Genomic DNA, 22,136 nt, shown 5'->3' on the forward strand with positions numbered 1-22,136 from the left:
GCCCCGCGGTGTGGTTGGCTCGGAGCCGTCCCCCTCCCCTCGCTCCCAGGACCGCCCGTGAACACATCCCTCTCCACCCGCGCGCCGCGGCACCATGCCCTGGCCTCCCCACAGCGGCTGGTGGGGATCGACGCCGCCCGTGGGCTCGCCGTGCTCACCATGTTCGTGGCCCACTTCGCCCCGTCCGGTGGGCCCGGCGGCCTGCTGGGTCTCTCGGAGTTCCTGGCCGCCCCCCTGTTCGTCGCCGTGATGGCCGTGGGCGCTCACCTCTCGTACGCCCATCACGGGTGGGCCCACATGGCGCTGGCCATGCTCCCGCGTGCCGCGATCCTGTGGGCAGTGGGGCTGGTGCTGGAGGAGGCAGGCGCACAGATCGATGTGGTGCTCGGCGCCCTGGCCGTGACGGCACTCTGCCTGCCTCTGCTGGTCCCTCTCCCCTCGTGGGCACTGGGCCTGGTGGGCGTGGGCGCGATGCTGGTGGGTCCTGCCCTCCGCGATGGCCTCCAGACCCCGATGCTGGAGGCCACCGTCAACGGGCACCGTCATGTCGCGGACCTGCTGGGAGTGCTGGGTGCCGGGCCGCACTACCGGCTCGCCCCCTTCATCGCCTACGCAGCGCTGGCGATCCTGGTGGCGCGCCACGCCCAGGACCTCCGGTCACGGATCGGGCTCGGCGTGGCGGGCCTCGCCCTGGCCGGAGCACTGATGGTGCTCAACCGCCGGGGCAACCCCGACTTCCAGCCCTACGACGGCTCGGTGTGGGCGACGCTCACCAGCAGTGGTCTGGTCATGGCCGCGCTCCTGGCATGCGTCGTGGTGGGCGCCGCGTGGCCCGCGGTGGCCGGTCCGCTGGCCACGGTGGGGCGGACGGCCCTCACCGTCTACGCCCTGCAGATCGTTGCAGCGGCCGCCTGGGTGCGGGTGCTGGGGCACCGCACGGACAACTCGTGGCTCCTGCTGGGTGCCTGCGGTCTCGGCGCCTGGGTGGTCGCCGCGCTCTGGCAGGCGCTCCTCCCCGGACGGGGCCCGCTCGAGCTGGTGAGCGACGGCCTCGCCGGAGCCGTGCGCTCCCTGCTGCCGACCCAGCGCCGGGGAACTGCCGGCCGCTGAGCAGGCGGGGCCACGGGCGCCCACACGCCGCTGAGGTCGGCGGGGCCGCGACCTCAGGCGACCGGGTCGTCCGGACCGTAGGAGAGCAGCCCCAGGGTCCGGTCGGTCTCACCGAGTCCCGCCGCCGCCGCGCGCAGCGACTCCGGGGTGTCCGCACCGGCGCGGACCATGCGTCCCGAGAAGGCGTCGAGCTCGCCCGAGGCCAGCGCGAGAGCCAGCTCCACCACGTCCTGCGGCTCGGTCCAGTCCGTCCGTTGGTCGTGCATCGGCATCGAGGCCGTCATGTCGGTGCGGACCACGCCCGGCGCCAGGTCGAAGGCGTGCACGCCGTGCTCGCCGGCAGCCATCGCCACCGACCCCGTGATGCGCGCCAGCGCCGACTTGCTGGCGTGGTACGCCGGGTACACCGGGGCGTTCTTCGTGCCCGAGCCCGAGTTCAGGTGCACGATGCGGCCGCCACCGGCCTTGATCATCCGCGGCACCAGCGCATGCGCCACGGCCAACGGTCCCCGCACGTTGACGGTCATGACCTCCCACAGCTCCTCGAGCGGAACCTCCCACAGGGGACGCTCGGCCTCGATGACACCGGCGGACACCACCGCAACCTCCAGACGGCCGGCCTCGGACCACGCCGTCTCGAGCACCTGCTGCACCGCCTCGGTGTCCGTGACGTCGAGCGGGTGACAGGTGACCCATGCCCCCTCAGCCCGGCAGTCCTCGGCGACCTCGGCCAGCGCCTTGGCGTCACGCCCCGTGAGCACCAGGTCGTGGCCGGCGCGGGCGAACCCGCGCGCGATCTCCGCCCCGATACCCCGGGTCGCCCCGACCACCAGGGCCGTGGGCCGGTCCTGCGCCCGCTCAGCCACGGTGCTCCGCTCCCGTCCGCTCACTCACGAGCGCCACGGCGGCGTCACGCGCCGCGTTCGTCTCCTCGTTGGTGAGGGTGCGGTCGTCCGCCCGGAAGGTCAGACGCCACGCCGTACTGCGCCGGCCCTCACCCACCTGCTCACCGGTGTACTGGTCGAACATCTCCACCGTCTCCAGCAGCTCGCCCGCGCCCTCGCGCAGGGCATCCCCGATGGCGGAGGCGGGCACCGACAGGTCGGTCAACAGCGCCACGTCCACCCGGGAGAAGGGCTGGTCGGAGAAGTCACGGTGCGCGGACACCTCCGGCGAGGCCTCGATGAGGGCGTCCACGTCGACCTCGAAGCCCACCGTGCGCTCCGGCAGCTCCAGCTCCGCCAGGCGCTGCGGGTGCAGCTCACCGGCGTGGCCCCACACGGTGCCGTCCGCCAGCCGCAGCCGCGCACACCGCCCGGGGTGGAAGGGAGCGTGCTGCGCCTGCTCGAGCGTGACCTCCACGCCGAACCGGCCGGCGAGGCCCAGGGCGAGCTCCACCGCATCGGACCACTCGGCCACCCGGGCGGGACCCCACCAGCCCTGGCGCTCCCACTCCCCGGCGATGAGACCGGCGGCGTGGAAGGGCTGGTGCGGCACCGCATCGGCCAGCTCCTGCAGCATCTGCGGCGAGGGCTCCAGGCCCACGTCCTGCACCGGGGCGACGGCGTCACCGGTGGGCAGCACCACGCGGCCGAGCTCGTACACCGCAGCACCCCGCTGACCGCGGGACAGGTTGCGGCGCGCGGCCGGCACGAGGGTCTGCAGCAGCGCGGTGCGCAGCAGGGGCTCCTCCGCGCTCAGAGGATTGTGCAGCCGCAGCGCAGTGCGCCGCGAGTCGTCCGCCGGGTACCCCAGCCGGTCGAACTGCTCATCGGAGGTCATGGGCAGCGTGACCACCTGGTGCAGACCCGCATCGGCCAGCAGGTCCGCCGCGATGCGGCGTCGACGCTGCGCGAGGGTCAGCCCGTTGCCGCCCGGCGCCTTGGGGAGCACCGACGGGATCTCGTCGTACCCACCCAACCGGGCCACCTCCTCCACGAGGTCGGCGGGGATGGTGAGGTCCGGCCGCCACGACGGGGGCGCCACCCGCACCGTGCCGTGCTCGGTCCCATCCGTCGCCTGGCCGGCCCCGCCGGCGTCCTCCACGCGGCAGCCGATCATCTCCAGCCGCTCGATGACGGTCGCGCGGTCGTACTCGACCCCCACCAGGGCGGTGGGCCGGGCCGTGTCGAAGGTGATGGGCTCGGGCTGCGTGGTCTCGTCCAGGTCCGTGAACGCCGGCTCCGCCACGCCGCCACCGTGCTCCACCAACAGGTCGATGGCGAGCTGCGCGGCCGCCGGGGCCAGCTGCGGGTCCACGCGACGCTCGTAGCGCTTGGACGCCTCGGAGACGAGGCGATGGCGACGGGCCGTCCGGGCGATGCTCACCGCATCGAAGTGGGCGGACTCCAGCAGGAGGTCGGTGGTCGCCTCGCCGATCTCGGACTCGGCCCCACCCATCACACCGGCCAGCGCGACGGGCGCGCCACCGGAGGTGATGACCAGGTCCTCCTCGTCGAGCGTTCGCTGCTTGCCGTCCAGGGTGGTGAGCGTCTCCCCCGCCCGGGCCCGACGGACCTCGATGCCGTCCGCGACGGCAGCCAGGTCGAAGGCGTGCAACGGCTGGCCCAGTGCGAGCATCACGTAGTTGGTGACGTCGACGATGAGACCCAGCGGACGCATCCCCGCATCGGTCAGGCGCTTGGCCATCCACCGCGGGGTGGGACGCGACCGGTCGATGCCACGCACCACGCGGGCGACGTAGCGGTCGCACCCGGGCACGTCGCGGATCGGCGCGTCATCACTCACCGCCACCGGCACGCCGGGGCCCGTGGGGGTGTCCACGGCCAGGCCGGCAGGGTCGGTGAAGCGGGCGCCGGTGGCGTGCGAGTACTCCCGGGCGAGGCCCCGCAGGCTCATGGCGTAGCCCCGGTCGGGCGTCACGTTGACCTCGATGGTCTGCGCATCCAGGCCCAGCAGCGACAGGGCATCCTGCCCCGGCTGCAGGCCGGCTGCCTCGTCACCCAGGTACTCGGTGAGCACGATGATGCCGTCGTGGTCGTCACCCAGCCCCAGCTCCGAGGCCGAGCAGATCATGCCCGCCGAGAGGTGGCCGTAGGTCTTGCGCTCGCTGATCTCGAACCCGCCGGAGAGCACCGCCCCCGGCAGGGAGACCACCACGAGATCGCCCGCATCGAAGTTGTGGGCACCACAGACGATGCCCTGCGGCTCACCGGTGCCGTTGGCCTGACCGACGTCGACCTGGCACCAGTTGATGACCTTGCCGTTCTTCTGCGGCTCAGGCTCACGGGAGACGACCTTGCCGACCACCACCGGGCCGGTGATCATCTGCGCGCCCAGGGACTCCTCCTCGAAGCCCACGCGCACCAGGTCTGCCGCCACCTGCTCGCCGGTGACCTGCGCGGGCAGCTCGACGTACTCGCCCAGCCAGCTGATCGGGATGTGCATCAGACCTCCACCGTGAAGTTCGTGTTGAAGCGGACGTCCCCCTCGATGAGGTCCCGCAGGTCGCCCACCCCGTTCCGGAAGATGAGGGCGCGCTCGACGCCCATGCCGAAGGCGAAGCCCGAGTAGACCTCCGGGTCAACCCCGCAGGCGCGCAGGACGTTGGGGTGGACCATGCCGCAGCCACCCCACTCGATCCAGCCGGTCCCACCACAGGTGCGGCAGTCGGCGTCCTCGGCGCGGCAGACCGGGCAGAGGAAGTCCATCTCGGCGCTCGGCTCGGTGAACGGGAAGAAGTTCGGGCGCAGGCGCGTGGTGATGCCCTCGCCGAAGAGCTGCTTGGCGAAGTGGTCCAGGGTGCCGCGCAGGTGGGCCATGGTCAGCCCCTTGTCGACGGCCAGGCCCTCGATCTGGTGGAAGATCGGCAGGTGGGTGGCGTCGATCTCGTCCGTGCGGCCCACCTTGCCGGGCACGGCCACGTACAGCGGGGCGCCCCGCTCGAGCAGCGAACGGGCCTGCACCGGGGAGGTGTGCGTGCGCACGACGAGGTGACGCTCCGGCGGGTCCACGTAGAAGGTGTCCGCCTCGGCACGCGCCGGGTGATCGGCGTCGAAGTTCAGCGCGTCGAAGTTGAACCACTCGGCCTCGACCTCGGGCCCCTCGGCGATCTCCCAGCCCAGACCGGTGAAGATCTCGGCCATGCGCTGCTGGATGAGCTCCACCGGGTGGCGGGAGCCCACGCTGCGACGCGCCGGGACCGCGGTGACGTCGACCGTCTCCTCGGCCAGGATCTGCTCCGCGCGCTCGGCCTGGAGCACCTCGTCACGGGCGGCCAGGGCCTTGTTCAGGCGCCCCTTGGCCATACCCACCAGCTTGCCCGCAGCGGCCTTCTCCTGCGGCGGCAGGCCGCCGATGCTGCGGTTGGCCAGGGAGATCGGCGCCCGGTCGCCCAGGTGCGCCAGACGCGCGCTCTTGAGCTCCTCGAGCGTGCTGGCGGCCTCGAAGGCGGCCAGACCGGCCGCCAGGTGCTCCTCGATCACCGCCTCGGTGATGGCGGGAGCGGCCTCGGGCTCGCGTGCAGGGGTGGGGGCGGACTCGTCCGGAGGGGGCGTGCTCGGCATGCCCGGCATCCTACGGGGCGCACACCCCATCGAGCAGGCGTGGTGGTGGCCGACGGCCGCCCGGCGTCAGGACGCGCGACGCATGGCCGAGGCGTAGAGGCACACCGCCGCCGCCGTGCCGAGGTTGAGGGACTCGGCGCGCCCGTAGAGCGGCACGGCCACCGCATCGTCACAGGCAGCCACCTGGTCGTCGGGCAGACCCCGGGCCTCGTTGCCGAAGACCCACAGGTGGGGACCCTCGAGCTGCGCGGCCGGCAGCTGGGTGCTCGCATACCCGTCGGCGGCCACCAGCCGCACCGTGCCCGCCGTGGCCTGCCGCAGGTCCGGGAAGGAGACTCCGGTGACGACGTCGATGTGGTGCAAGGAGCCGGCCGTGGACCGCACGACCTTGGGGTTGGTGACGTCCACCGAGGCGTCGGTGACCACCACGAAGGCGGCCCCTGCGGCGTCGGCAGCGCGGATGACGGTGCCCAGGTTGCCGGGGTCACGCACCTCCGACAGCACCGCTCCGAAACCGTCCCCCAGACCGGCCAGGGCGTGCTGCAGCTCGGCCGGCTGCCAGCGGGCCACGGCCACGATCCCCGGCGGGGTGTCCGCATCGGCGATGGCGCGGACCACCGCATCGGACACGAGGTGGGCGTGTACGGACGACTCGGCCAGCAGCTCGCTGAACTCCCCCGCGCGGTCCAGGAAGTCCCGGGTCACGAAGACGTCCTCAGCCTGCTCCGGCTCCCAGCGCAGGAGCTCCCGCACGCACTGCGGGCCCTCCACCAGGTATCGACCGGTGCGCCGACGCGACGAACGCCGGCCCAGCTGTGCGGCCGCCCGGACCCGCGCCGACGAGGGCGTCAGCTGGGAGTCGCGAGGGTGCACAGGTGGACCGGCGTTCGACGGTGTGTTGCTCAGGCCTTGGAGGCCACGTTCTCGGCCTGCTTGCTCGCCTCGACGGAGGCGGCGTCGCCGGCCTGGGCCGCGGCGGTGGCGGCCTCCTGACCACGGGGCGCAGCACCCGCGGTGGCGTTCTCGTCACCCTTGACGGCGGGGACGTTGGCGCGGGAGATCTCGACCAGGGCGGTGAAGGCCTCCGGGTCGTTGACGGCCAGCTCGGCCAGCATGCGACGGTCGACCTCGATCTCGGCGATCTTCAGGCCCTGGATGAACCGGTTGTAGGTCATGCCGTTGGCGCGGGCCGCAGCGTTGATGCGCTGGATCCACAGGCGACGGAAGTCGCCCTTGCGGTCACGGCGGTGGTCGAACGAGTAGACCAGCGAGTGGGTGACCTGCTCCTTGGCCTTGCGGTAGAGGCGCGAGCGCTGGCCGCGGTAACCGCTGGCGCGCTCCAGAACGACTCGACGCTTCTTGTGGGCGTTGACTGCCCGCTTCACGCGTGCCACGTGGGTACTCCTTGAGTTCTGGGGGTGGTTTCGGGGGAGATCGAAGTAGGGGTCAGCGACCCAGCAGCTTCTTGATCTTCTTCTCGTCGGCCTTGGCCACGGGGACGTCGTTGACCAGGCGGCGGGCGTCGGCGGACGAGCGCTCCTGGAACTTGTGGACGTGGCGGGCGCGCTGGCGCATGATCTTGCCGCTGCCGGTCACGCGGAAGCGCTTCTTGGTACCGGAGTGGGTCTTGTTCTTCGGCATGGTGCCGATCCCTTCGTTCGGGCGGACAGGTGGGAGGGACACGACCCGTGGGGCGTGTCACGAGGCCGGGGCCTCAGGCTTCGGCAGGTGCCTCGGCGGCGGGCTCGACCGCATCCGACTGCGGGGCGTCGGACTCAGGGCCCTTGCGCTCCCGCTTCTTCTGCTCCTGCTCCTTGCGCTTGGCCGCCTGGGCCTGCGCCTTGTTGCGGGTCGAGCCGAACACCATGGTCATGTTGCGGCCGTCCTGCTTGGGCTTGCTCTCGACGATGCCCAGCTCGGTCACGTCCTCCGCCAGACGCTGCAGCAGACGGAAGCCCAGCTCGGGCTTGGACTGCTCACGCCCACGGAACATGATCGTGACCTTGACCTTGTCGCCTGCGGCCAGGAAGCGCTCGACGTGGCCCTTCTTGGTCTCGTAGTCGTGCTGGTCGATCTTCGGCCGGAGCTTGATCTCCTTGATGACCGTGTTGACCTGCTTCTTGCGCGACTCACGGTCCTTCATGGCGTTCTCGTACTTGAACTTGCCGTAGTCCATGAGCTTGGCAACCGGAGGCTTGGCCATGGGAGCCACCTCGACGAGATCCAAGTCGGCCTCGGCTGCCAGACGCAGGGCGTCCTTGACGCGCACGATGCCGACCTGCTCGCCGTTGGGGCCGACCAACCGCACTTCCGGGACCCGGATGCGGTCGTTGATGCGGGGCTCGCTGATGTGCTTCTCCTTCGTTCGGTCGAGTGCGGGTGCTGGGGACCCGACCGACCCGAGGGACGGAGAAAGGGCCTCCTGGACACCCAGAGAGACCCTTGTCGTGCACCTGCCACACACGTGGCCCCGGGAGTGCACGGTCCGTTGCCGGACGTGCTGAGCGGTGTGCACCGCGCACCGGGTGGTGCAGGACCCACATGCCTGGAGCGGCGTGCAGGTGGAGACGGGGTCTCACTTCAGTCGGACACCCTACCGGATCAGCCGCCGCCGTCCAAGCCGAGGGCGCTCACGATGACGCCGTCCACCCGGGAACGCACCTCCGGGTCCTGCAGCACCCCGGCGACGAGCAGGCCGGCCTCCCGGTCGTCCTGCAGACCCCGCAGCCCGATGACCAGCTCCCCGGACGGACCCGCACGCAGGGCGACGCCGGTGACCGCGGGGTGCTCCTTGAGCCGGCGCAGGCCCTCCAGCACCACCGGGTCGTCCACGGGCCGCTCCCACCCCATGCGCCGCGCCAGGGCGCTGGTCATGGAGGGGCGCACCACACGCGGGCCGGGCGACCCCGCATCGAGGACCAGGGCGGCGGCGCCGTCCCCCAGGGCCGCCTGGGCGGCCACGTGCCCACGGACGGGCACCGGCCGAGCGTCCGCGCGCCAGCGGCCCACCGCATCAGCCGTGGTGAACACCGGCAGGGCCGACCACCCCTCGGGGGTGGTGACCTGGGCGACGGACAGGTCGGCGGAGTCCGCGGCCTCCTCGGCCAGGAGCGCCACGAACACCCGTGCCCCGTCGAGCGCGGCCACCAGCGCCGCGTCGCCCAGCGGCGGCTCACCGGGGGCCGGCAGGGCGGGATCGAGCTCGCCGGTGTCGTCGTCGAACTCCCCCGGCTGCAGCTCGCGGCCCGCCCAGGAGACGCCGGCCGAGTCGGCCTCGGGGTGCTCCGCCGGTCCGGCGATCTCGGCCAGCAGACGCTGGGAGCGGCCGAGCTCCACCGCCCCGGCGTACAGCGCCGCGCCCAGGATCACCTCGCCCACGGCCGGCCCTGCACTCCCGCGGAGACTCGAGAGCGCCACGAGGTCGCCGGTGGTGCTCACCCCGCCGGAGGCGATGAGGGTGCCGGCCAGGTGCTCGGTGGCGGCGCGCAGACCGGCCAGGTCCGGGCCCGTCATCCGCCCGTCCGCCGCGGCGGAGGCCAGCACCCAGCGGCGCTTCCCCTGTGCGCCCAGCTCGGCCAGGAGCGGCCACAGGTCGGCCACCGGGCCCACCTCGAGATCGGTCCCCCGCGCGACCACCCGGTCGCCCACCAGGTCGAGGCCCACCTGCACCTGCGGTCCCTGCTCGCGCAGCCAGGCCACCGCCGATGCGGGGTCGGCCCAGAGCGCGGAGGAGGTGGTCACGGCCACTGCACCCCAGGACAGGGCGCGCTCGACGTCGCGCGGGCCCAGGATGCCACCGGAGACCTCCACCGGCACCCCCGCACCGCGCACCAGGCGCTCCAGCAGCGCGTCGTTCTCTCCGGTCCCCGTGGCCCGGTCGAGGTCGACCAGGTGGATGCGCTCCGCGCCCTGCTCGACCCAGTGGGCAACCGCCGATGCGGGATCGGCCAGCGGGCTGTCGGCCGTCGCCTGGGCCGTGCGGCCGCCCCGCACGTCGACAGCCGGCCACAGGCGCAGCGGCACGCGCGCCCTCATCGGTCACCCTCCGCCTCGGAGCGCTCCACCAGCCGGTCGGAGAGGACGGACATGAAGCGCTGCACCTCGCGCGGGTCGGGCTCGGCGAGCTCTCCGCCCGGCAGCTCTGCCGGGCGCCGGAACAACGAGGCCCCCGGCAGGCCGAGGGTCAGGGCGAGCCGGGTGCCGAACTCGCGAGGGCCGCTGTTCGCACCCCGCCCCCGCGAGACCAGCGACGTCACCTCATCGGCGCGGTCGGGGGCACCGGCGGCCTGGGCGAGGAAGCGCGGCCCGCAGGTGGGCAGGTCCGCCAGCGGGTGCGGCCCCACCCCGGGCAGGACGGCGATCCAGTGCAGCAGCGGGTCGGTTTCCGTGGCCGCGGCGACGACCAGCAGGTCCTCGCGTTCGGTGAAGCCGATGACGGGCAGCAGCTCGGCGGGGACGGGACGGCTGAGGGTGAGCCCCAGGGCGTCGCCGTAGGGACCCAGCCCGTCCGGCACGGCCAGCGGCCGCACGATGGTCCACCCCTCTCCCGGCGCCACCTCGGCAGCCACCACCCCGTCGGTGAGCCACTCCCCGACGGCGTCCACGCCGCCGGAGAACCACAGCAACGCGCTGTGGGCAGGGCTCACGGCTTCGACGGGGTTCACGGGAGCAGTCTACGAATCGTAGAAGAGGCGCTCGACCACCATGCGCGCCCGCCGCGCCTGGCGCAGGTACTCCTCGGTGAGCTCCGGGCCGGACCCCGCCGGGCGGCCCATTGCACGGGAGACACCCTCCCGGTCACGGGGGTCGGTCGGCAGGCTGTCCGTGGACCGGCCCCGCCAGAGCAGGCTGGCGTCGCGCACCGCGCTGGCCAGGGTCCACGCCCCCCGCATCGCCTCGGCGTCCGCGGCGGTGACGAGCCCGAGCTCCTCCAGCGCTGCCAGGGCCTCCACCGTGCTGGTCGTGCGCAGCGAGGGCTCGGCGGCGGCGTGCTGCATCTGGAGCATCTGCACCGTCCACTCCACGTCGGACAGGCCCCCGCGCCCGAGCTTGAGGTGGAGCCGCGGGTCGCCGCCGCGGGGGATGCGCTCGGCCTCCATGCGGGCCTTGAGCACCCGCATCTCCCGCAGGGCCTTCTCCGTGAGGCCACCGGACGGCCAGCGCAGAGGGTCGATGAGGGCCATCACCAGCTCGGCGAGAGCGGGGTCACCGGCCACCGGACGGGCACGCACCAGCGCCTGCGACTCCCAGGGCGAGCTCCAGCGCGCGTAGTACTCCCCCAGAGAGGCGATGCCCCGCACCGTGGGGCCGCTCCTGCCCTCCGGGCGCAGGTCGATGTCGATCTCCAGAGGTGGCTCTGAGCCGCCGACCAGGGTGGTGCGCAGGCTCTTCAGCGCCCCCGCGGCGGCCTCCGCCCGGCCCGGGGCGTCGTCGTGCACCACGAAGAGGTCCGCATCACTCGCGAAGCCCATCTCGGCCCCGCCCAGACGCCCCAGGCCGATGATGGCGACCCCCTCGGTGTCGCCCTCCAGGGCGCGCTCCAGCACGGTCTCGAGCAGGGCCTCGGCCGTCACGCTCAGACCCTGCGAGACCTGCGGACCATCGAGGGCGCCGGTGAGGCTGCCGATGCCCATGCGCAGGATCTCGGTACGGCGCAGCACCCGGGCCGCAGCGGCTGCCGCCTCCACGGAGTCCGCACGTCCGGCGGCGCTGGACATGCGGGAGAGGATCGCCTCCCGCGACGTGGGCGCCAGGGCCTCCGGCTCGCCCAGCAGCCGGACCGCCTCCGGACCGCGCTCCAGCAGGCCCGTGAGGTAGCGGCTGGCGGACAGGACGTGGGCGTACCGCTCCGCCGCGTGCCCCTCGTCGCGCAGCATCGCCATGTACCAGTGCGTCCCACCCAGGGACTCGCTGATGCGGCGGAAGGCGAGCAGCCCCGCATCGGGCGCCGGCCAGCTGGCGAACCAGCCGAGCATGGCCGGCAACAGCTGTCGCTGGATGGCCGCGGTGCGCGAGACGCCCTTGGTGAGGGCCTCCAGGTGGCGCACCGAGCCCGCCGGGTCCGCGAAACCGAGGGCCGCCAGCCGTTCGGTGACCGCCTCGGGGGTCATGCGCGCCTGCGATGCCGTGAGGTCCGAGAGCGCCGCGAGCACCGGCCGGTAGAAGAGCCGCTCGTGCAGGCGCCGCACCTCCTTGGACACCTCCGCCCAGCGGCGCTCCACCGCCTGCGCCGGCTCCTTGGTCCACCCCATCGAGCGGCCCAGGCGGCGCAGGTCGTCGGCGTCCTCGGGCACCAGGTGGGATCGACGCAGCCGGTCCAGCTGGATGCGGTGCTCCAGGGAGCGCAGCAGCCTGTAGGCGGGGTCCAGCACGGCCGCATCGGAGCGGGCCACGTACCCGCCGGCGGCCAGCGCGGCCAGGCCCGGCAGGGTGCTGCCCGTGCGCAGGTCGGCGTCCACCCGGCCGTGCACCAGCTGCAGGAGCTGCACCGAGAACTCGATGTCACGCAGCCCGCCCGCCCCCAGCTTGAGCTGCCGCTTGGCCTCCGCGGCGGGGATGTGCTCCTCCACCCGGCGCCGCATGCGCTGCACACCGTCCACGAACCCGTCGCGGTGGGAGACCTGCCAGACCAACGGGTCCACCAGCTCCACGAAGGCCTCGCCCAGCTCCGGGTCACCCGCCACCGGACGGGCCTTGAGCAGGGCCTGGAACTCCCAGGTGGAGGCCCACCGCTCGTAGTACTGCGCGAAGGACTCCAGGGTGCGCACCAGCGGCCCCGCCTTGCCCTCGGGGCGCAGCGCGGCATCCACCGGCCACAACGTGCCCTCGGCGGTGGACGCGCCGCAGGCCGACATCAGCCGGCTCGCCAGGCGACTGCCCACCTGCAGGGCGTGCCCCTCATCGACCCCCGGCGCCGGCTCGGCCACGAAGATGACGTCCACGTCACTGACGTAGTTGAGCTCCCGCCCGCCGGTCTTGCCCATGCCGATGACGGCCAGGCGCACGTCGTCGGCGTCCTGCACCTCGTGGCGGGCGATGAGGAGCGCCGCCTCCAGCGCGGCCCCGGCGAGGTCGGCGAGGGCCGCCGCCACCGCATCGACCACCTCGGTCGGGTCTGGCGCGGTCAGGTCCACCCCCGCAATGCGGAGCACCTGCCCCCGGTAGGCCACGCGCAGCGCGTCGTCGCCCGACTCCCCCGCCTCCAGCGCCGCCTCGACCGCCTCCCGGAGCACGGTGCGGGACTCCTCGGCATCGGGCAGCTCGGGGTCGGTGAACAGGTCGAGCTGCTCCGGGTGGCGCACCAGGTGGTCCCCCAGCGCCCGGCTGGCACCCAGCACCGCCACCAGGCGGGCAGCGGGCCCCTGGACGGCCGACGGGTCCGCCGCATCGACCCGCTGGGCCCATGCCTCGCGCTGGGCCTCGTCGGCCGCCTCGGCGATGCGGACGGCGGCCAGGGCGGCCCGGTCCGGGTCGGCCGCCCTCCCCAGGGCACGCGCCAGCCCCAGGTGGTGCGGCAGGTCGTCGCGCTGCAGGAGCGCTGCGAGGTCCGCGATGCACCCGGCGGCGCGCCGCCCCTCGCTGAACCCCTCGCGCAGGACCCAGGACAGGCCGGCGGGGCGGGCGCTCTCGCTCACAGCTGGCGCAGGTAGCGGTCGATCTCGAACGGGGTGACCTGGGCCCGGTAGTCGGACCACTCCTGGCGCTTGTTGCGCAGGAAGTAGTCGAAGACGTGCTCGCCCAGGGTCTCGGCCACCAGCTCGGACTCCTCCATGGCGGAGATGGCCTCGTGCAGCGACGCTGGAAGGGGCTGGATGCCCAGCGCCCGCCGCTCGCCGTCGGTGAGGCTCCACACGTCGTCCTCGGCCTCGGCGGGGAGCTCGTACTCCTCCTCGATGCCCTTGAGGCCCGCCGCCAGCACCACCGCGTAGGCCAGGTAGGGGTTGCACGCCGAGTCCAGCGTGCGCAGCTCGATGCGGCTGGACTGCACCTTGGTGGGCTTGTACATGGGGATGCGCACCATGGCGCTGCGGTTGTTGTGTCCCCAGCAGACGTGCGCCGGTGCCTCACCGCCACCCCAGAGGCGCTTGTACGAGTTCACCCACTGGTTGGTGATGGCGCTGATCTCCCGCGCGTGGTGCAGCACACCGGCGACGAAGCGGCGCCCGGTGATGCTCAGCTGGTACTCGGCGCCCGGCTCGTGGAAGGCGTTGCGGTCGCCCTCGAACAGCGAGATGTGGGTGTGCATGCCGGACCCGGGGTGCCCCGCCAGCGGCTTGGGCATGAAGGAGGCGAAGGCATCCTGGCTCAGGGCCACCTCCCGCACGATGGCCCGGAAGGTCATGATGTTGTCGGCCGTGGAGAGCGCGTCGGCGTACCGCAGGTCGATCTCGTTCTGCCCCGGGGCGCCCTCGTGGTGGGAGAACTCCACCGGGATGCCCATGCTCTCCAGCATGTCGATGGCGGCGCGGCGGAAGTCGTGGCCGTCACCCTGGGCCAGGTGGTCGAAGTAGCCGGCGTTGTCGATGGGGACGGGGCGCCCCTCGCCGTCCAGATCCCGCTCGAAGAGGAAGAACTCGATCTCCGGGTGGGTGTAGAAGGTGAAGCCGCGCTCGTCGGCCTTCTGCAGGGCCCTCCGCAGCACCTGTCGCGGGTCGGCGGGGCTCGGGGTGCCGTCAGGCAGCGTGATGTCGCAGAACATGCGACCGATGCCGGCGCCCTCCCCACCACGCCAGGGCACGACCTGGAAGGTGGCCGCGTCCGGCATCGCGAGGGTGTCCGCCTCGTAGACACGGGCGAAGCCCTCGATGGCGCTGCCGTCGAAGCCGATGCCCTCGGTGAAGGCGTTCTCCAGCTCCGCAGGTGCCACGCCCACGGACTTCAACGAGCCCTGGACATCGGTGAACCACAGGCGCATGAAGCGGATGTCCCGCTCCTCGATGGTGCGTAGGACGAACTCCTGCTGGCGATCCATGACCCCATCCAACCACCTCCGGTGCCGCGACGGACGGGCGGCGGTACCCCGGGCACACAGGCCGGGAGGCCCGGCGGACACGCGATCCGCCGGGCCTCCTGGGAGAGCTCCCGCACGGTGGCCGAAGGGGGTGGCCACCGTGCGGTGAGTGTGCGTCAGTTCATCCAGCCGCCCACCAGCTCGTTGAGCCGGTCCTCGATGGACTGGGCCACCGCCGCCGTGCCACCCACGATCACCATGTGCTCGGGGGAGGTCTCGTTCAGCTGCGTCTCGGTGACCGCGGGGAGGCGGTCCGGACGGGTCAGCAGCAGCGGGCTGTGCTGGAAGCCGGCGTAGGCACCACCGGTCAGCGCGTCGGGGAAGTCCGTCCCGTCGGCCAGGAGGGCGTAGTTCGGGTCCGCGCCGAACTCGGCGGCCACGTCAGCGGCCGTCTCGTAACGGTCCGAACCCGCCAGACGCTCGGTGGCGCCCAGCTCGTTGTACACCGCGTCCGACACGGCGGCCGGGCCACCGAGCACCACGATCCGCTCCGGGTTGAGCGCGGCCACCGCGTCGGCGGTGGTCTGCTCGACCTCACCCGGCTTGGTCAGCAGGACCGGGGCGTCCTGCGAACCGGCCAGCGCGGAACCGGCCAGGGCGTCCGCGAAGGCACGCTCCTCACCCGAGGCGACGTACAGCGTGTCGATGTTCGTGCCGAACATCTTGGCCACGTTGGCGCTCGTCTCGTAGCGGTCCGCACCGCCCACGCGGTCAACCTTCAGACCCATGCCCTCGAGCTCACCGGCAACGGTGTCCGAGATGGCGTGCTCGCCACCCAGCAGGACGACGTTCTTGACCGCCAGGGCCTCGAGCGCTTCCAGGGTCTCAGCGGGGATCCGGTTCTCACGCGTCAGCAGGATCGGCGCGTTCTCCCCGTCCTGCTCCGGGATCGCACGCGGCAGGACACCGCTGGCAGCGGCCGGGCTGGCCGTCATGGCGTCGGCGAAGGTGTCGCCGGCGGCCAGGTAGACGGTGTCGCTCGGGCCGGTCTGCTTGGCCACCTCGGCGGCGGTGCCGTAGCGGTCGTCACCCCACCAGCGGTCCACGGCCACCTCAGGTGCGACGGCGTCGCAGTTCTCCGCCGCACCGAAGCAGACCTCCATGGTGTGACCGTCGGTGGAGAGCACCTGGGCCCGCACGCCCGAGCCCGGCAGCTTCACCGAGTTCTCCGGGTTGGACGGGTCGTAGTAGGCGTTCTCACCGGTGTCCTCGAAGACCGGCTCGGCGTCGCGCGCGGGGATCTCGGTCGGCTGGCCGTCCCTGTGGAGGGTCAGGGCGTCCGTGCGCTCCAGGCCGAAGGTGGCGTCGAAGGACTGCATACGGTTGCGCAGGACGGAACCGTCGGCCCAGGTCAGCGCCTCGGGGCGGGCGTCGACCGGCAGGGCCTGACCGCCACCGGGGTGGGTCTTCGTGTTGTTGTCCGCGTAGACGTCGTTGCTGTACCAGACCAGCATGCCGTTCTGGTACGGGAAGCGCTCGGCCCAGTTGGGCTGCGCCGCACCGAAGCCGAAGTTGTACGGGCCGGTGCGCAGCGACTCGTCGTAGGAGCCGTACTGGCGGTTCTCCATGAGGTAGAAGTGGCTCTCCTCACGGGTGACGGTGCCGTCGATCTTCGTGAAGCCGTCCAGGGTCCACGTGGGCTCTCCCTCGGCTCCGTCGACGGTGCTCTCACCGTCGACCGTCACCGTGAGGTTGTCCAGGAAGGCACCGGCCTCATTCACACCACCGTCGGACTGGTAGCGGAAGCGGAAGTCGACGGACTGGCCGGTGTACTCACCCAGGTCGTAGGAGAGGTCCACCCATCCGTCGCTGACCTCGGAGACCTCGCCCACCTTGGTCCAGGTGGCGCCACCGTCGGTGGAGACCTCCGCGTACAGGTAGTCGTACCCGGCCTCGATGGCGTACTCCGCCTTGGCGGACACGCTGGCGGAGCTGGCGCCCGTCAGGTCGATGCTGGTGGACATCGAGCTGTTGAGGTTGTTCGCCGAACCGCTCCAGTACTCGTACTGCCCCTCGAAGGGGGTGTTGTACTCGTCCACGACCGTCTGGTTGGGCAGGGGGACGGCCACGGCCTGCGGGTTGTTCGTGGCGTGGTAGGCCGGGCCGAGGGTCTTGGTCACGTTCTCACCGGGCTGCACCACCTCGTAGTCCAGCCAGCCGAGCTGCAGCTTCTCCTTGGGGCCCATGAACCCGGCGGAGGAACCGATGGACTCCTCGCCCTTGTTGAGCCAGGAGCCGGAGGACATCAGAGTCCAGAAGGCCGTGCCGTTGTCGCCACCGTCGGTGGCGTAGTAGTCCGGCAGGCCGAGGTCGTGCGAGAACTCGTGCACGAAGACGCCCAGTCCACCGTTCTCCGGCTCGGTGGTGTAGTCACCGATCCACAGTCCGGTGTCACCGATCGGCACACCACCGAGGAGGTTGCCCTCCGGGCCGGCCTGGCCCTGGAGGGTGGGGAAGGCGTACCAGCGGTGGGCCCAGATGGCGTCCTCACCCTGCGCGCCGCCGCCGGCGGACTCGTCCTCACCGGCGTGCACCACCTGGAAGTGGTCGATGTAGCCGTCGGGCTCGTTGAAGTCACCGTCGCCGTCGTAGTCGTAGCGGTCCCAGACGTCGAACTGGGCCAGCTCCTCGCGGATCTGGGCAGTGGTCTTGCCCTGCGCCACCTGGTCGTCGTACCACGCCTGAGCACTGTCCTTGACGTAGTTCCAGTACCCGTCGGACTCCGGGATCTTCGGGGAGCCGTAGCGCGCCTCGTTGAAGGGGACCTTCACCCAGTCGTAGACACCGCCTCCGACGTCGAACCGGCCCGAGGACTGCTTCTGGAAGAAGTGACGGAAGGAGTCCTCCTCCCCGAACATCAGCTCCTCGTAGTAGTCGGTGTTGAAGTCCTCCTCCCACACCGTGGTGTTGTCCTCGGAGCGGTCCGGCTCGGCGATCTGGTTGTGCAGCGGTCCGGGATCCCCACCGGTCCGGGGGTCGATCTGGTCACCGAACTCGGTGAGGATCGTGAGAACGTTCTCGGTGCGCTCGACGTCGTACTGCACGAACTGCTTGGTGGCGCCCTCACCCAGCTGGATGGAGCGGCTGCCGTTGTTGGTGACGATCTTGGCGTCACCGTTGATCAGCTGCTTGACAGCCTCTTCCTTCATGGCGCGCTGCTTGTCACCGAGCGGGTGCGGGAGGTCGTCCTTCCGGTGCTCGTGAGACGTCTGGCCGTCCTGGGACGGGACGGCAGAGACCTGGGCCATGGGAACGGCGGTCATGGCGAATGCCACGAGCGCCGCGCCGGAGAGCCTTGTCGCCTTGCTAGGGGTCACGGTGTCCTCCATCGAGATGGTGTGTGCGTGTGGTGCAGATCACCACTCGTGACATCCTGCCCCTCGGGTGCTCCCCTGTCAGCCGCAGCATGGTCACGATTTGGACACGATGCGAACATGCGTGCGGCCCATCGGATTCCGCGTCATCGCGTGCCTTTCCAGAACCCAACGGCCCCCCCATCGACCCCCATCTGGGCCCCGGGGTGTCAGCCGCAGCGCTCGGCGATGAGCTGTGCGAACACCTGCGCCGAACGCACCAGAGCCGCCCGGTCCACCCACTCGTCCACCGAGTGCGCCTGGCGGATGTCACCCGGCCCGTACTGCAGCGTGGGGATGCCCGCCGCCGCGTACTGCCGGAGATCCGATCCGTAGGGCACCCCGATGCGCTCGGGACGGTCGTACCCGGCCCGCTCCACCGCATCGGCCACCTGCTGCCCCAGCGGGTGGCCACTGGGCATCTCACCGGGCGCGAACACACCTCCCGGCCACTCGACAGTCACCGGGTTCTCCCGCAGGAAGTCGTCGTGCTCGCAGGCCTGCGCCACGCACTGCTCGAAGGCCTCGCGCGCCTGCTGCGGCTGCTCGTCGGTGCGCACGCCGAAGCGGCCCTCCACCACCAGCTCATCGAGCACGGTGGAGGCCCAGTCGCCCCCGCGCACGATGCCGATGCTCATGGGCCACGGGTCGGCCACGGTGTCGAAGGGCGCCGGCGGGTCCTCGCGCCGCACCTCCTGCAGTCCCGAGAGCGCCGCGCGCACCACCGCCAGCCCGTCGAGGGCGTTGACCCCCTCGCGGGCCATGGCGCCGTGCGCCGCGCGGCCGGAAACCCGGAGCCGGAAGGTCAGCGAGCCCGCGTTGGCCGTCACCAGGTGCCCCGCGGTGGGCTCGGCGATGACGCAGGCCTCACCGGTGTGGCCACGTGCCAAGGTGGCGAAGGCACCCGCCCCGCCGTCCTCCTCGCCGCTGACCAGGTGCACGGCCAGCGGCCGGCGCCACGTGAAGTCGCTGGCCTGCAGGGCCCGCACTGCCGCGAGGATGGCGGCCACTCCCCCCTTCATGTCCGTCACCCCGCGGCCGCGGTACCAGAGGCCGTGCTCGTCCTCGCCGCGCACCACGGTCCAGGGGTCCTGCTCCGACCAGAGCTCCGGGTCGGCGGCGGGGACGACGTCGGTGTGGCCGCACAGGATGAGGGCGGGCTCCCCCTCATCGGGTCCGAAGCGGCCGACCACGCCGCGGAGGGTCTCGCGCTCGACCTCCTGGCCCGGCCACCCCTCGGCGCGGGTGAGGTCACGCACCTCCTCGTCCCACTCGTCGACCTCGCCACCCAACCGGCGGAGCGCCTCGGCACCCCACCGCTGGGCGCGGACCTCCTCGGGCGTGCCACCGACACTCGGGATGGAGACCAGGGCGGAGAGGTCCGCGATCAGGCGGCGATCGTCGAGGACCGCCACGGCTGCATCACCGGCCGGGCACGCCGGCACACCGTCGCCGTCCCCCGCACTGGTGGGATAGGCGTCGGTCCACGGGAACTCCGGGCCGCTCGGCAGCGGCCCGGTGTGCTCCTGGGTGCGAGAACGCTGCGGCCCCGGCTCCACGGTCAGCTCAGCCGTTCAGGGGGTTGGAGTCCCAGTTGGCACCACCGGGCTGATCGGCCTCGTCGGCGCTCTCGGCATCCCACTTCTCGGTGTTCGCCCGGGCGGTCTCCAGCGCGCTCTGGGCCTCCTCCCGCGTGTCGTACGGGCCCATGACGTCGGCGTTGCGGGAGCGGCTGTCGTCGTTCTCCTCGACCTGACCGGTGACGATGTTGTAGTAGAAGCTCACGGTTCTCTCCTTGCGATCGGCGGGACTGTTCCTCCCACCCTATGCACGCACGGGCCTCCATCCCCGGAGGCGACGGCCACATGGACCCGGTGCCGCAGCCGTGCCATGCTTTGAACATGTTCAAGACGAGGACTGATGCGGCGCTCCCCCGGCGTGCCTCCGTCGGCGCCGAGCTGCGGGCGTTCGGGCGATGGGTGGCCCGCGGGGCGGCCGTTGTGCTCGTCCTCGGCACCGTGGTGGGGCTCATCGGACGTGGGCACCGCCGACCGGTGCCCCTCCCCGCCGAGCTGGGCGGTGGCACCGAATGGATCGAGCCTGCGTGGGCGACGCTTCCCATGGGCCTTGCCACCTGGTCGGTACCGGTCCTGCTGTGGGGGCTGTGCGCCCAGTGGGTGGGCCGTGTCCTGCACGACCAGGCGCAGCACACGGCGGCTCCCCGCGGTGTCCCGTGGGTCACCGGACTGGCGCTGACCACGGTGCTCGCCGCGGTCCTCGAGCTCGCCGTCAGCATCGTGGCGGTCCTGTCCTGGTCCTGGGACGGGACGGTCGACGAGCTGTGGAACCCCTTCCTCGCGCAGGCCGCCTTCATCCTCTGGGCGCCGCTGACCGGCGGTCTGGCCCTCCTGGTGGTGGTGGCCGCCGGCATCACCTGGGGGCTGGTCACCCCGGCCGGTCCGTCACCGCGCCGACCCCGGGCCCACCTCTCCTAGACTGCGCGGCATGCCTGTCGCACCACCGCTGACCCCCGGCCGCGTCGGACCCCGCCGTGAGGTGCCCGCCTCCATCGAGCGGCCCGAGTACGTGGACCGTCCCACCCCCGCGCCGTTCACCGGCTCGGAGGTGAAGGACGCCGAGACCATCGAGAAGATGCGGATCGCGTGCCGCCTGGCCGCCCAGGCCCGCGAGGCCGTGGGGGCCGCCGTGGCGCCGGGCGTGACCACCGACGAGCTCGACCGCATCGGCCACGAGTACCTGCTGGACCACGGCGCCTACCCCTCCACCCTCGGCTACCGCGGCTACCCCAAGTCGCTGTGCAGCTCGGTGAACGAGGTGATCTGCCACGGGATCCCTGACGACCGCGAGCTCGCCGACGGCGACATCGTCAACATCGACATCACCGCCTTCATCCACGGTGTCCACGGCGACACCAACGCCACCTTCCTGTGCGGCGACGTGGACGAGGACTCGCGCCTGCTCGTGGAGCGCACCCAGGAGGCCACCCTCCGCGGCATCAAGGCCGCCAAGCCCGGCCGCGAGGTCAACGTCATCGGCCGCGTCATCGAGATGTACGCCAGCCGGTTCGGCTACGGCGTGGTGCGCGACTACACCGGCCACGGCATCGGCACCAGCTTCCACAGCGGCCTGATCATCCCCCACTACGACGCCGCCCCCGCCTACGCCGACGTGATCCAACCCGGCATGACCTTCACCATCGAGCCGATGCTGAACCTCGGCACCGCCGACTGGACCATGTGGGACGACGACTGGACCGTGGTGACCAAGGACCTCTCCCGGTCCGCCCAGTTCGAGCACACGATCCTCATCACCGACAACGGACCGGAGATCCTGACCACACCATGAGCAGCTCCCAGCACCCCCTCGGCGTCGACGTCGGTGGCAGCGGCATCAAGGGCGCCCCGGTCGACCTGGACAAGGGCGCCTTCGCCACCGACCGCCTCCGCCTCGACACCCCCGCGAACTCCACGCCCACGGCCGTGGTGGACGTGATCGGCGAGATCGCCGAGAAGTTCTCGCGGCAGATCGGCAAGCACCCGATCGGCGTGACGGTCCCGGCCGTGGTGAGCAACGGCGTGGTGCGCACCGCCGCCAACATCGACGACAGCTGGATCGGCACCGACGCCGACGCCCTGTTCACCGAGCACCTGGGACGCGAGGTCCACGTGCTCAACGACGCGGACGCCGCTGGCCTGGCCGAGGCCCACTACGGCGCCGCCCGCGGCACCCGTGGGCTGGTGCTGGTCACCACCCTGGGCACCGGCATCGGCACCGCGCTCATCAGCAACGGCCAGCTGGTGCCCAACTCCGAGCTGGGCCACATCGAGATCGACGGCGTGGACGCCGAGACGGTCTCCGCCAACTCCGTGCGCGAGGAGGAGGGCCTCGGGTGGGACGAGTGGGCCGAGCGCCTGCAGACCTACTACTCCACCCTGGAGAACCTGCTGTGGCCCGACCTCATCGTCGTGGGCGGCGGCGTGAGCAAGAAGGCCGACAAGTTCCTCCCCCTGCTGCACCTGCGCGCCCCCATCGTGCCCGCCCAGCTGCGCAACGACGCCGGCATCATCGGCGCGGCCCACGCGGCCGAGGCCGCGTCCCGGCGCTGAGCCCCGCATC

The 22,136-nt window shown here is 72.2% G+C and carries 17 protein-coding genes and 1 pseudogene; 4 read left to right on the forward strand and 14 right to left on the reverse strand.

What is annotated here, in order from left to right:
* Positions 1-57: 57 nt before the first annotated feature.
* Complete coding sequence (locus tag ACEY2A_RS04430) at positions 58-1,110, forward strand: hypothetical protein (protein ID WP_374929663.1); 1,053 nt, start codon at positions 58-60, stop codon at positions 1,108-1,110.
* A 53-nt stretch (positions 1,111-1,163) separates the two neighbouring features.
* On the opposite strand, the gene ACEY2A_RS04435 is transcribed toward ACEY2A_RS04430, so the two are convergent.
* From ACEY2A_RS04435 to ACEY2A_RS04500, 14 genes and pseudogenes are all read right to left on the reverse strand, one after another.
* Positions 1,164-1,976, reverse strand: a complete 813-nt coding sequence (locus tag ACEY2A_RS04435) for an SDR family NAD(P)-dependent oxidoreductase (protein ID WP_374929664.1) — start codon at positions 1,974-1,976, stop codon at positions 1,164-1,166.
* Positions 1,969-4,518 (reverse strand): phenylalanine--tRNA ligase subunit beta, encoded by a 2,550-nt coding sequence (gene pheT / locus ACEY2A_RS04440; RefSeq protein ID WP_374929665.1) that lies wholly within the window; start codon positions 4,516-4,518, stop codon positions 1,969-1,971. Before pheT ends, ACEY2A_RS04435 begins: the two co-directional genes overlap by 8 nt.
* On the reverse strand, positions 4,518-5,636 hold the full coding sequence (gene pheS, locus ACEY2A_RS04445) for a phenylalanine--tRNA ligase subunit alpha (protein WP_374929666.1): 1,119 nt from the start codon (positions 5,634-5,636) through the stop codon (positions 4,518-4,520). The genes pheT and pheS overlap by 1 nt, the downstream gene beginning before the upstream one ends.
* Before the next feature lie 66 nt (positions 5,637-5,702).
* Positions 5,703-6,509 (reverse strand): TrmH family RNA methyltransferase, encoded by an 807-nt coding sequence (locus ACEY2A_RS04450; RefSeq protein WP_374929667.1) that lies wholly within the window; start codon positions 6,507-6,509, stop codon positions 5,703-5,705.
* A 167-nt stretch (positions 6,510-6,676) separates the two neighbouring features.
* A pseudogene (rplT, locus tag ACEY2A_RS04455) lies at positions 6,677-7,030 on the reverse strand (50S ribosomal protein L20); the annotation flags it as partial.
* 52 nt (positions 7,031-7,082) lie between these two features.
* Positions 7,083-7,277, reverse strand: a complete 195-nt coding sequence (rpmI, locus tag ACEY2A_RS04460) for a 50S ribosomal protein L35 (protein ID WP_374929668.1) — start codon at positions 7,275-7,277, stop codon at positions 7,083-7,085.
* A 73-nt stretch (positions 7,278-7,350) separates the two neighbouring features.
* Complete coding sequence (infC, locus tag ACEY2A_RS04465; RefSeq protein ID WP_374929669.1) at positions 7,351-7,944, reverse strand: translation initiation factor IF-3; 594 nt, start codon at positions 7,942-7,944, stop codon at positions 7,351-7,353.
* A gap of 293 nt (positions 7,945-8,237) precedes the next feature.
* A complete protein-coding gene (locus ACEY2A_RS04470; RefSeq protein ID WP_374929670.1) occupies positions 8,238-9,671 on the reverse strand; it encodes a HisA/HisF-related TIM barrel protein in 1,434 nt (477 codons plus the stop codon).
* Positions 9,668-10,300, reverse strand: a complete 633-nt coding sequence (locus tag ACEY2A_RS04475) for a hypothetical protein (protein ID WP_374929671.1) — start codon at positions 10,298-10,300, stop codon at positions 9,668-9,670. The genes ACEY2A_RS04470 and ACEY2A_RS04475 overlap by 4 nt, the downstream gene beginning before the upstream one ends.
* Positions 10,301-10,309: 9 nt before the next feature.
* A complete protein-coding gene (locus tag ACEY2A_RS04480) occupies positions 10,310-13,270 on the reverse strand; it encodes a bifunctional [glutamine synthetase] adenylyltransferase/[glutamine synthetase]-adenylyl-L-tyrosine phosphorylase (RefSeq protein WP_374929672.1) in 2,961 nt (986 codons plus the stop codon).
* Positions 13,267-14,607, reverse strand: coding sequence for a glutamine synthetase family protein (locus ACEY2A_RS04485; protein ID WP_374929673.1), 1,341 nt, complete (start codon positions 14,605-14,607; stop codon positions 13,267-13,269). The genes ACEY2A_RS04480 and ACEY2A_RS04485 overlap by 4 nt, the downstream gene beginning before the upstream one ends.
* Before the next feature lie 155 nt (positions 14,608-14,762).
* On the reverse strand, positions 14,763-17,909 hold the full coding sequence (locus tag ACEY2A_RS04490) for an immune inhibitor A domain-containing protein (RefSeq protein ID WP_374929674.1): 3,147 nt from the start codon (positions 17,907-17,909) through the stop codon (positions 14,763-14,765).
* A 260-nt stretch (positions 17,910-18,169) separates the two neighbouring features.
* The gene (locus ACEY2A_RS04495) at positions 18,170-19,558 is read right to left on the reverse strand and encodes an ArgE/DapE family deacylase (protein WP_374929675.1); all 1,389 of its coding nucleotides are present in this window, start codon (positions 19,556-19,558) and stop codon (positions 18,170-18,172) included.
* 7 nt (positions 19,559-19,565) lie between these two features.
* The gene (locus ACEY2A_RS04500) at positions 19,566-19,784 is read right to left on the reverse strand and encodes a methionine aminopeptidase (RefSeq protein ID WP_374929676.1); all 219 of its coding nucleotides are present in this window, start codon (positions 19,782-19,784) and stop codon (positions 19,566-19,568) included.
* Between the two features lie 116 nt (positions 19,785-19,900).
* Between ACEY2A_RS04500 and ACEY2A_RS04505 the strand changes: the two genes are divergently transcribed.
* From ACEY2A_RS04505 to ppgK, 3 genes are read left to right on the forward strand one after another with little or no spacing between them, the layout of a single operon-like run.
* Entirely contained in the window at positions 19,901-20,494 is a 594-nt protein-coding gene (locus tag ACEY2A_RS04505; protein ID WP_374929677.1) for a hypothetical protein, read from the forward strand.
* Between the two features lie 10 nt (positions 20,495-20,504).
* Positions 20,505-21,365 carry a type I methionyl aminopeptidase gene (map, locus tag ACEY2A_RS04510; protein ID WP_374929678.1) on the forward strand — a complete coding sequence of 287 codons (861 nt, stop codon included), beginning with the start codon at positions 20,505-20,507 and terminating at the stop codon, positions 21,363-21,365.
* The gene (ppgK, locus tag ACEY2A_RS04515; RefSeq protein ID WP_374929679.1) at positions 21,362-22,126 is read left to right on the forward strand and encodes a polyphosphate--glucose phosphotransferase; all 765 of its coding nucleotides are present in this window, start codon (positions 21,362-21,364) and stop codon (positions 22,124-22,126) included. The genes map and ppgK overlap by 4 nt, the downstream gene beginning before the upstream one ends.
* Positions 22,127-22,136: the final 10 nt, after the last annotated feature.

It is taken from the genome of Kytococcus sedentarius (assembly GCF_041937525.1).
In the GTDB taxonomy this organism is placed as follows: Bacteria; Actinomycetota; Actinomycetes; order Actinomycetales; family Dermatophilaceae; genus Kytococcus; species Kytococcus sedentarius_A.

Excerpts from the sequence above, each read along its gene's own strand:
- pheT (WP_374929665.1), bottom strand. The coding sequence starts at position 4,518 with ATGCACATCCCGATCAGCTGGCTGGGCGAGTACGTCGAGCTGCCCGCG.
- pheS (WP_374929666.1), bottom strand. The coding sequence starts at position 5,636 with ATGCCGAGCACGCCCCCTCCGGACGAGTCCGCCCCCACCCCTGCACGC.
- rpmI (WP_374929668.1), bottom strand. The coding sequence starts at position 7,277 with ATGCCGAAGAACAAGACCCACTCCGGTACCAAGAAGCGCTTCCGCGTG.
- ACEY2A_RS04470 (WP_374929670.1), bottom strand. The coding sequence starts at position 9,671 with ATGAGGGCGCGCGTGCCGCTGCGCCTGTGGCCGGCTGTCGACGTGCGG.
- ACEY2A_RS04485 (WP_374929673.1), bottom strand. The coding sequence starts at position 14,607 with ATGGATCGCCAGCAGGAGTTCGTCCTACGCACCATCGAGGAGCGGGAC.
- ACEY2A_RS04490 (WP_374929674.1), bottom strand. The coding sequence starts at position 17,909 with ATGACCGCCGTTCCCATGGCCCAGGTCTCTGCCGTCCCGTCCCAGGAC.
- ACEY2A_RS04505 (WP_374929677.1), top strand. The coding sequence starts at position 19,901 with ATGTTCAAGACGAGGACTGATGCGGCGCTCCCCCGGCGTGCCTCCGTC.
- map (WP_374929678.1), top strand. The coding sequence starts at position 20,505 with ATGCCTGTCGCACCACCGCTGACCCCCGGCCGCGTCGGACCCCGCCGT.
- ppgK (WP_374929679.1), top strand. The coding sequence starts at position 21,362 with ATGAGCAGCTCCCAGCACCCCCTCGGCGTCGACGTCGGTGGCAGCGGC.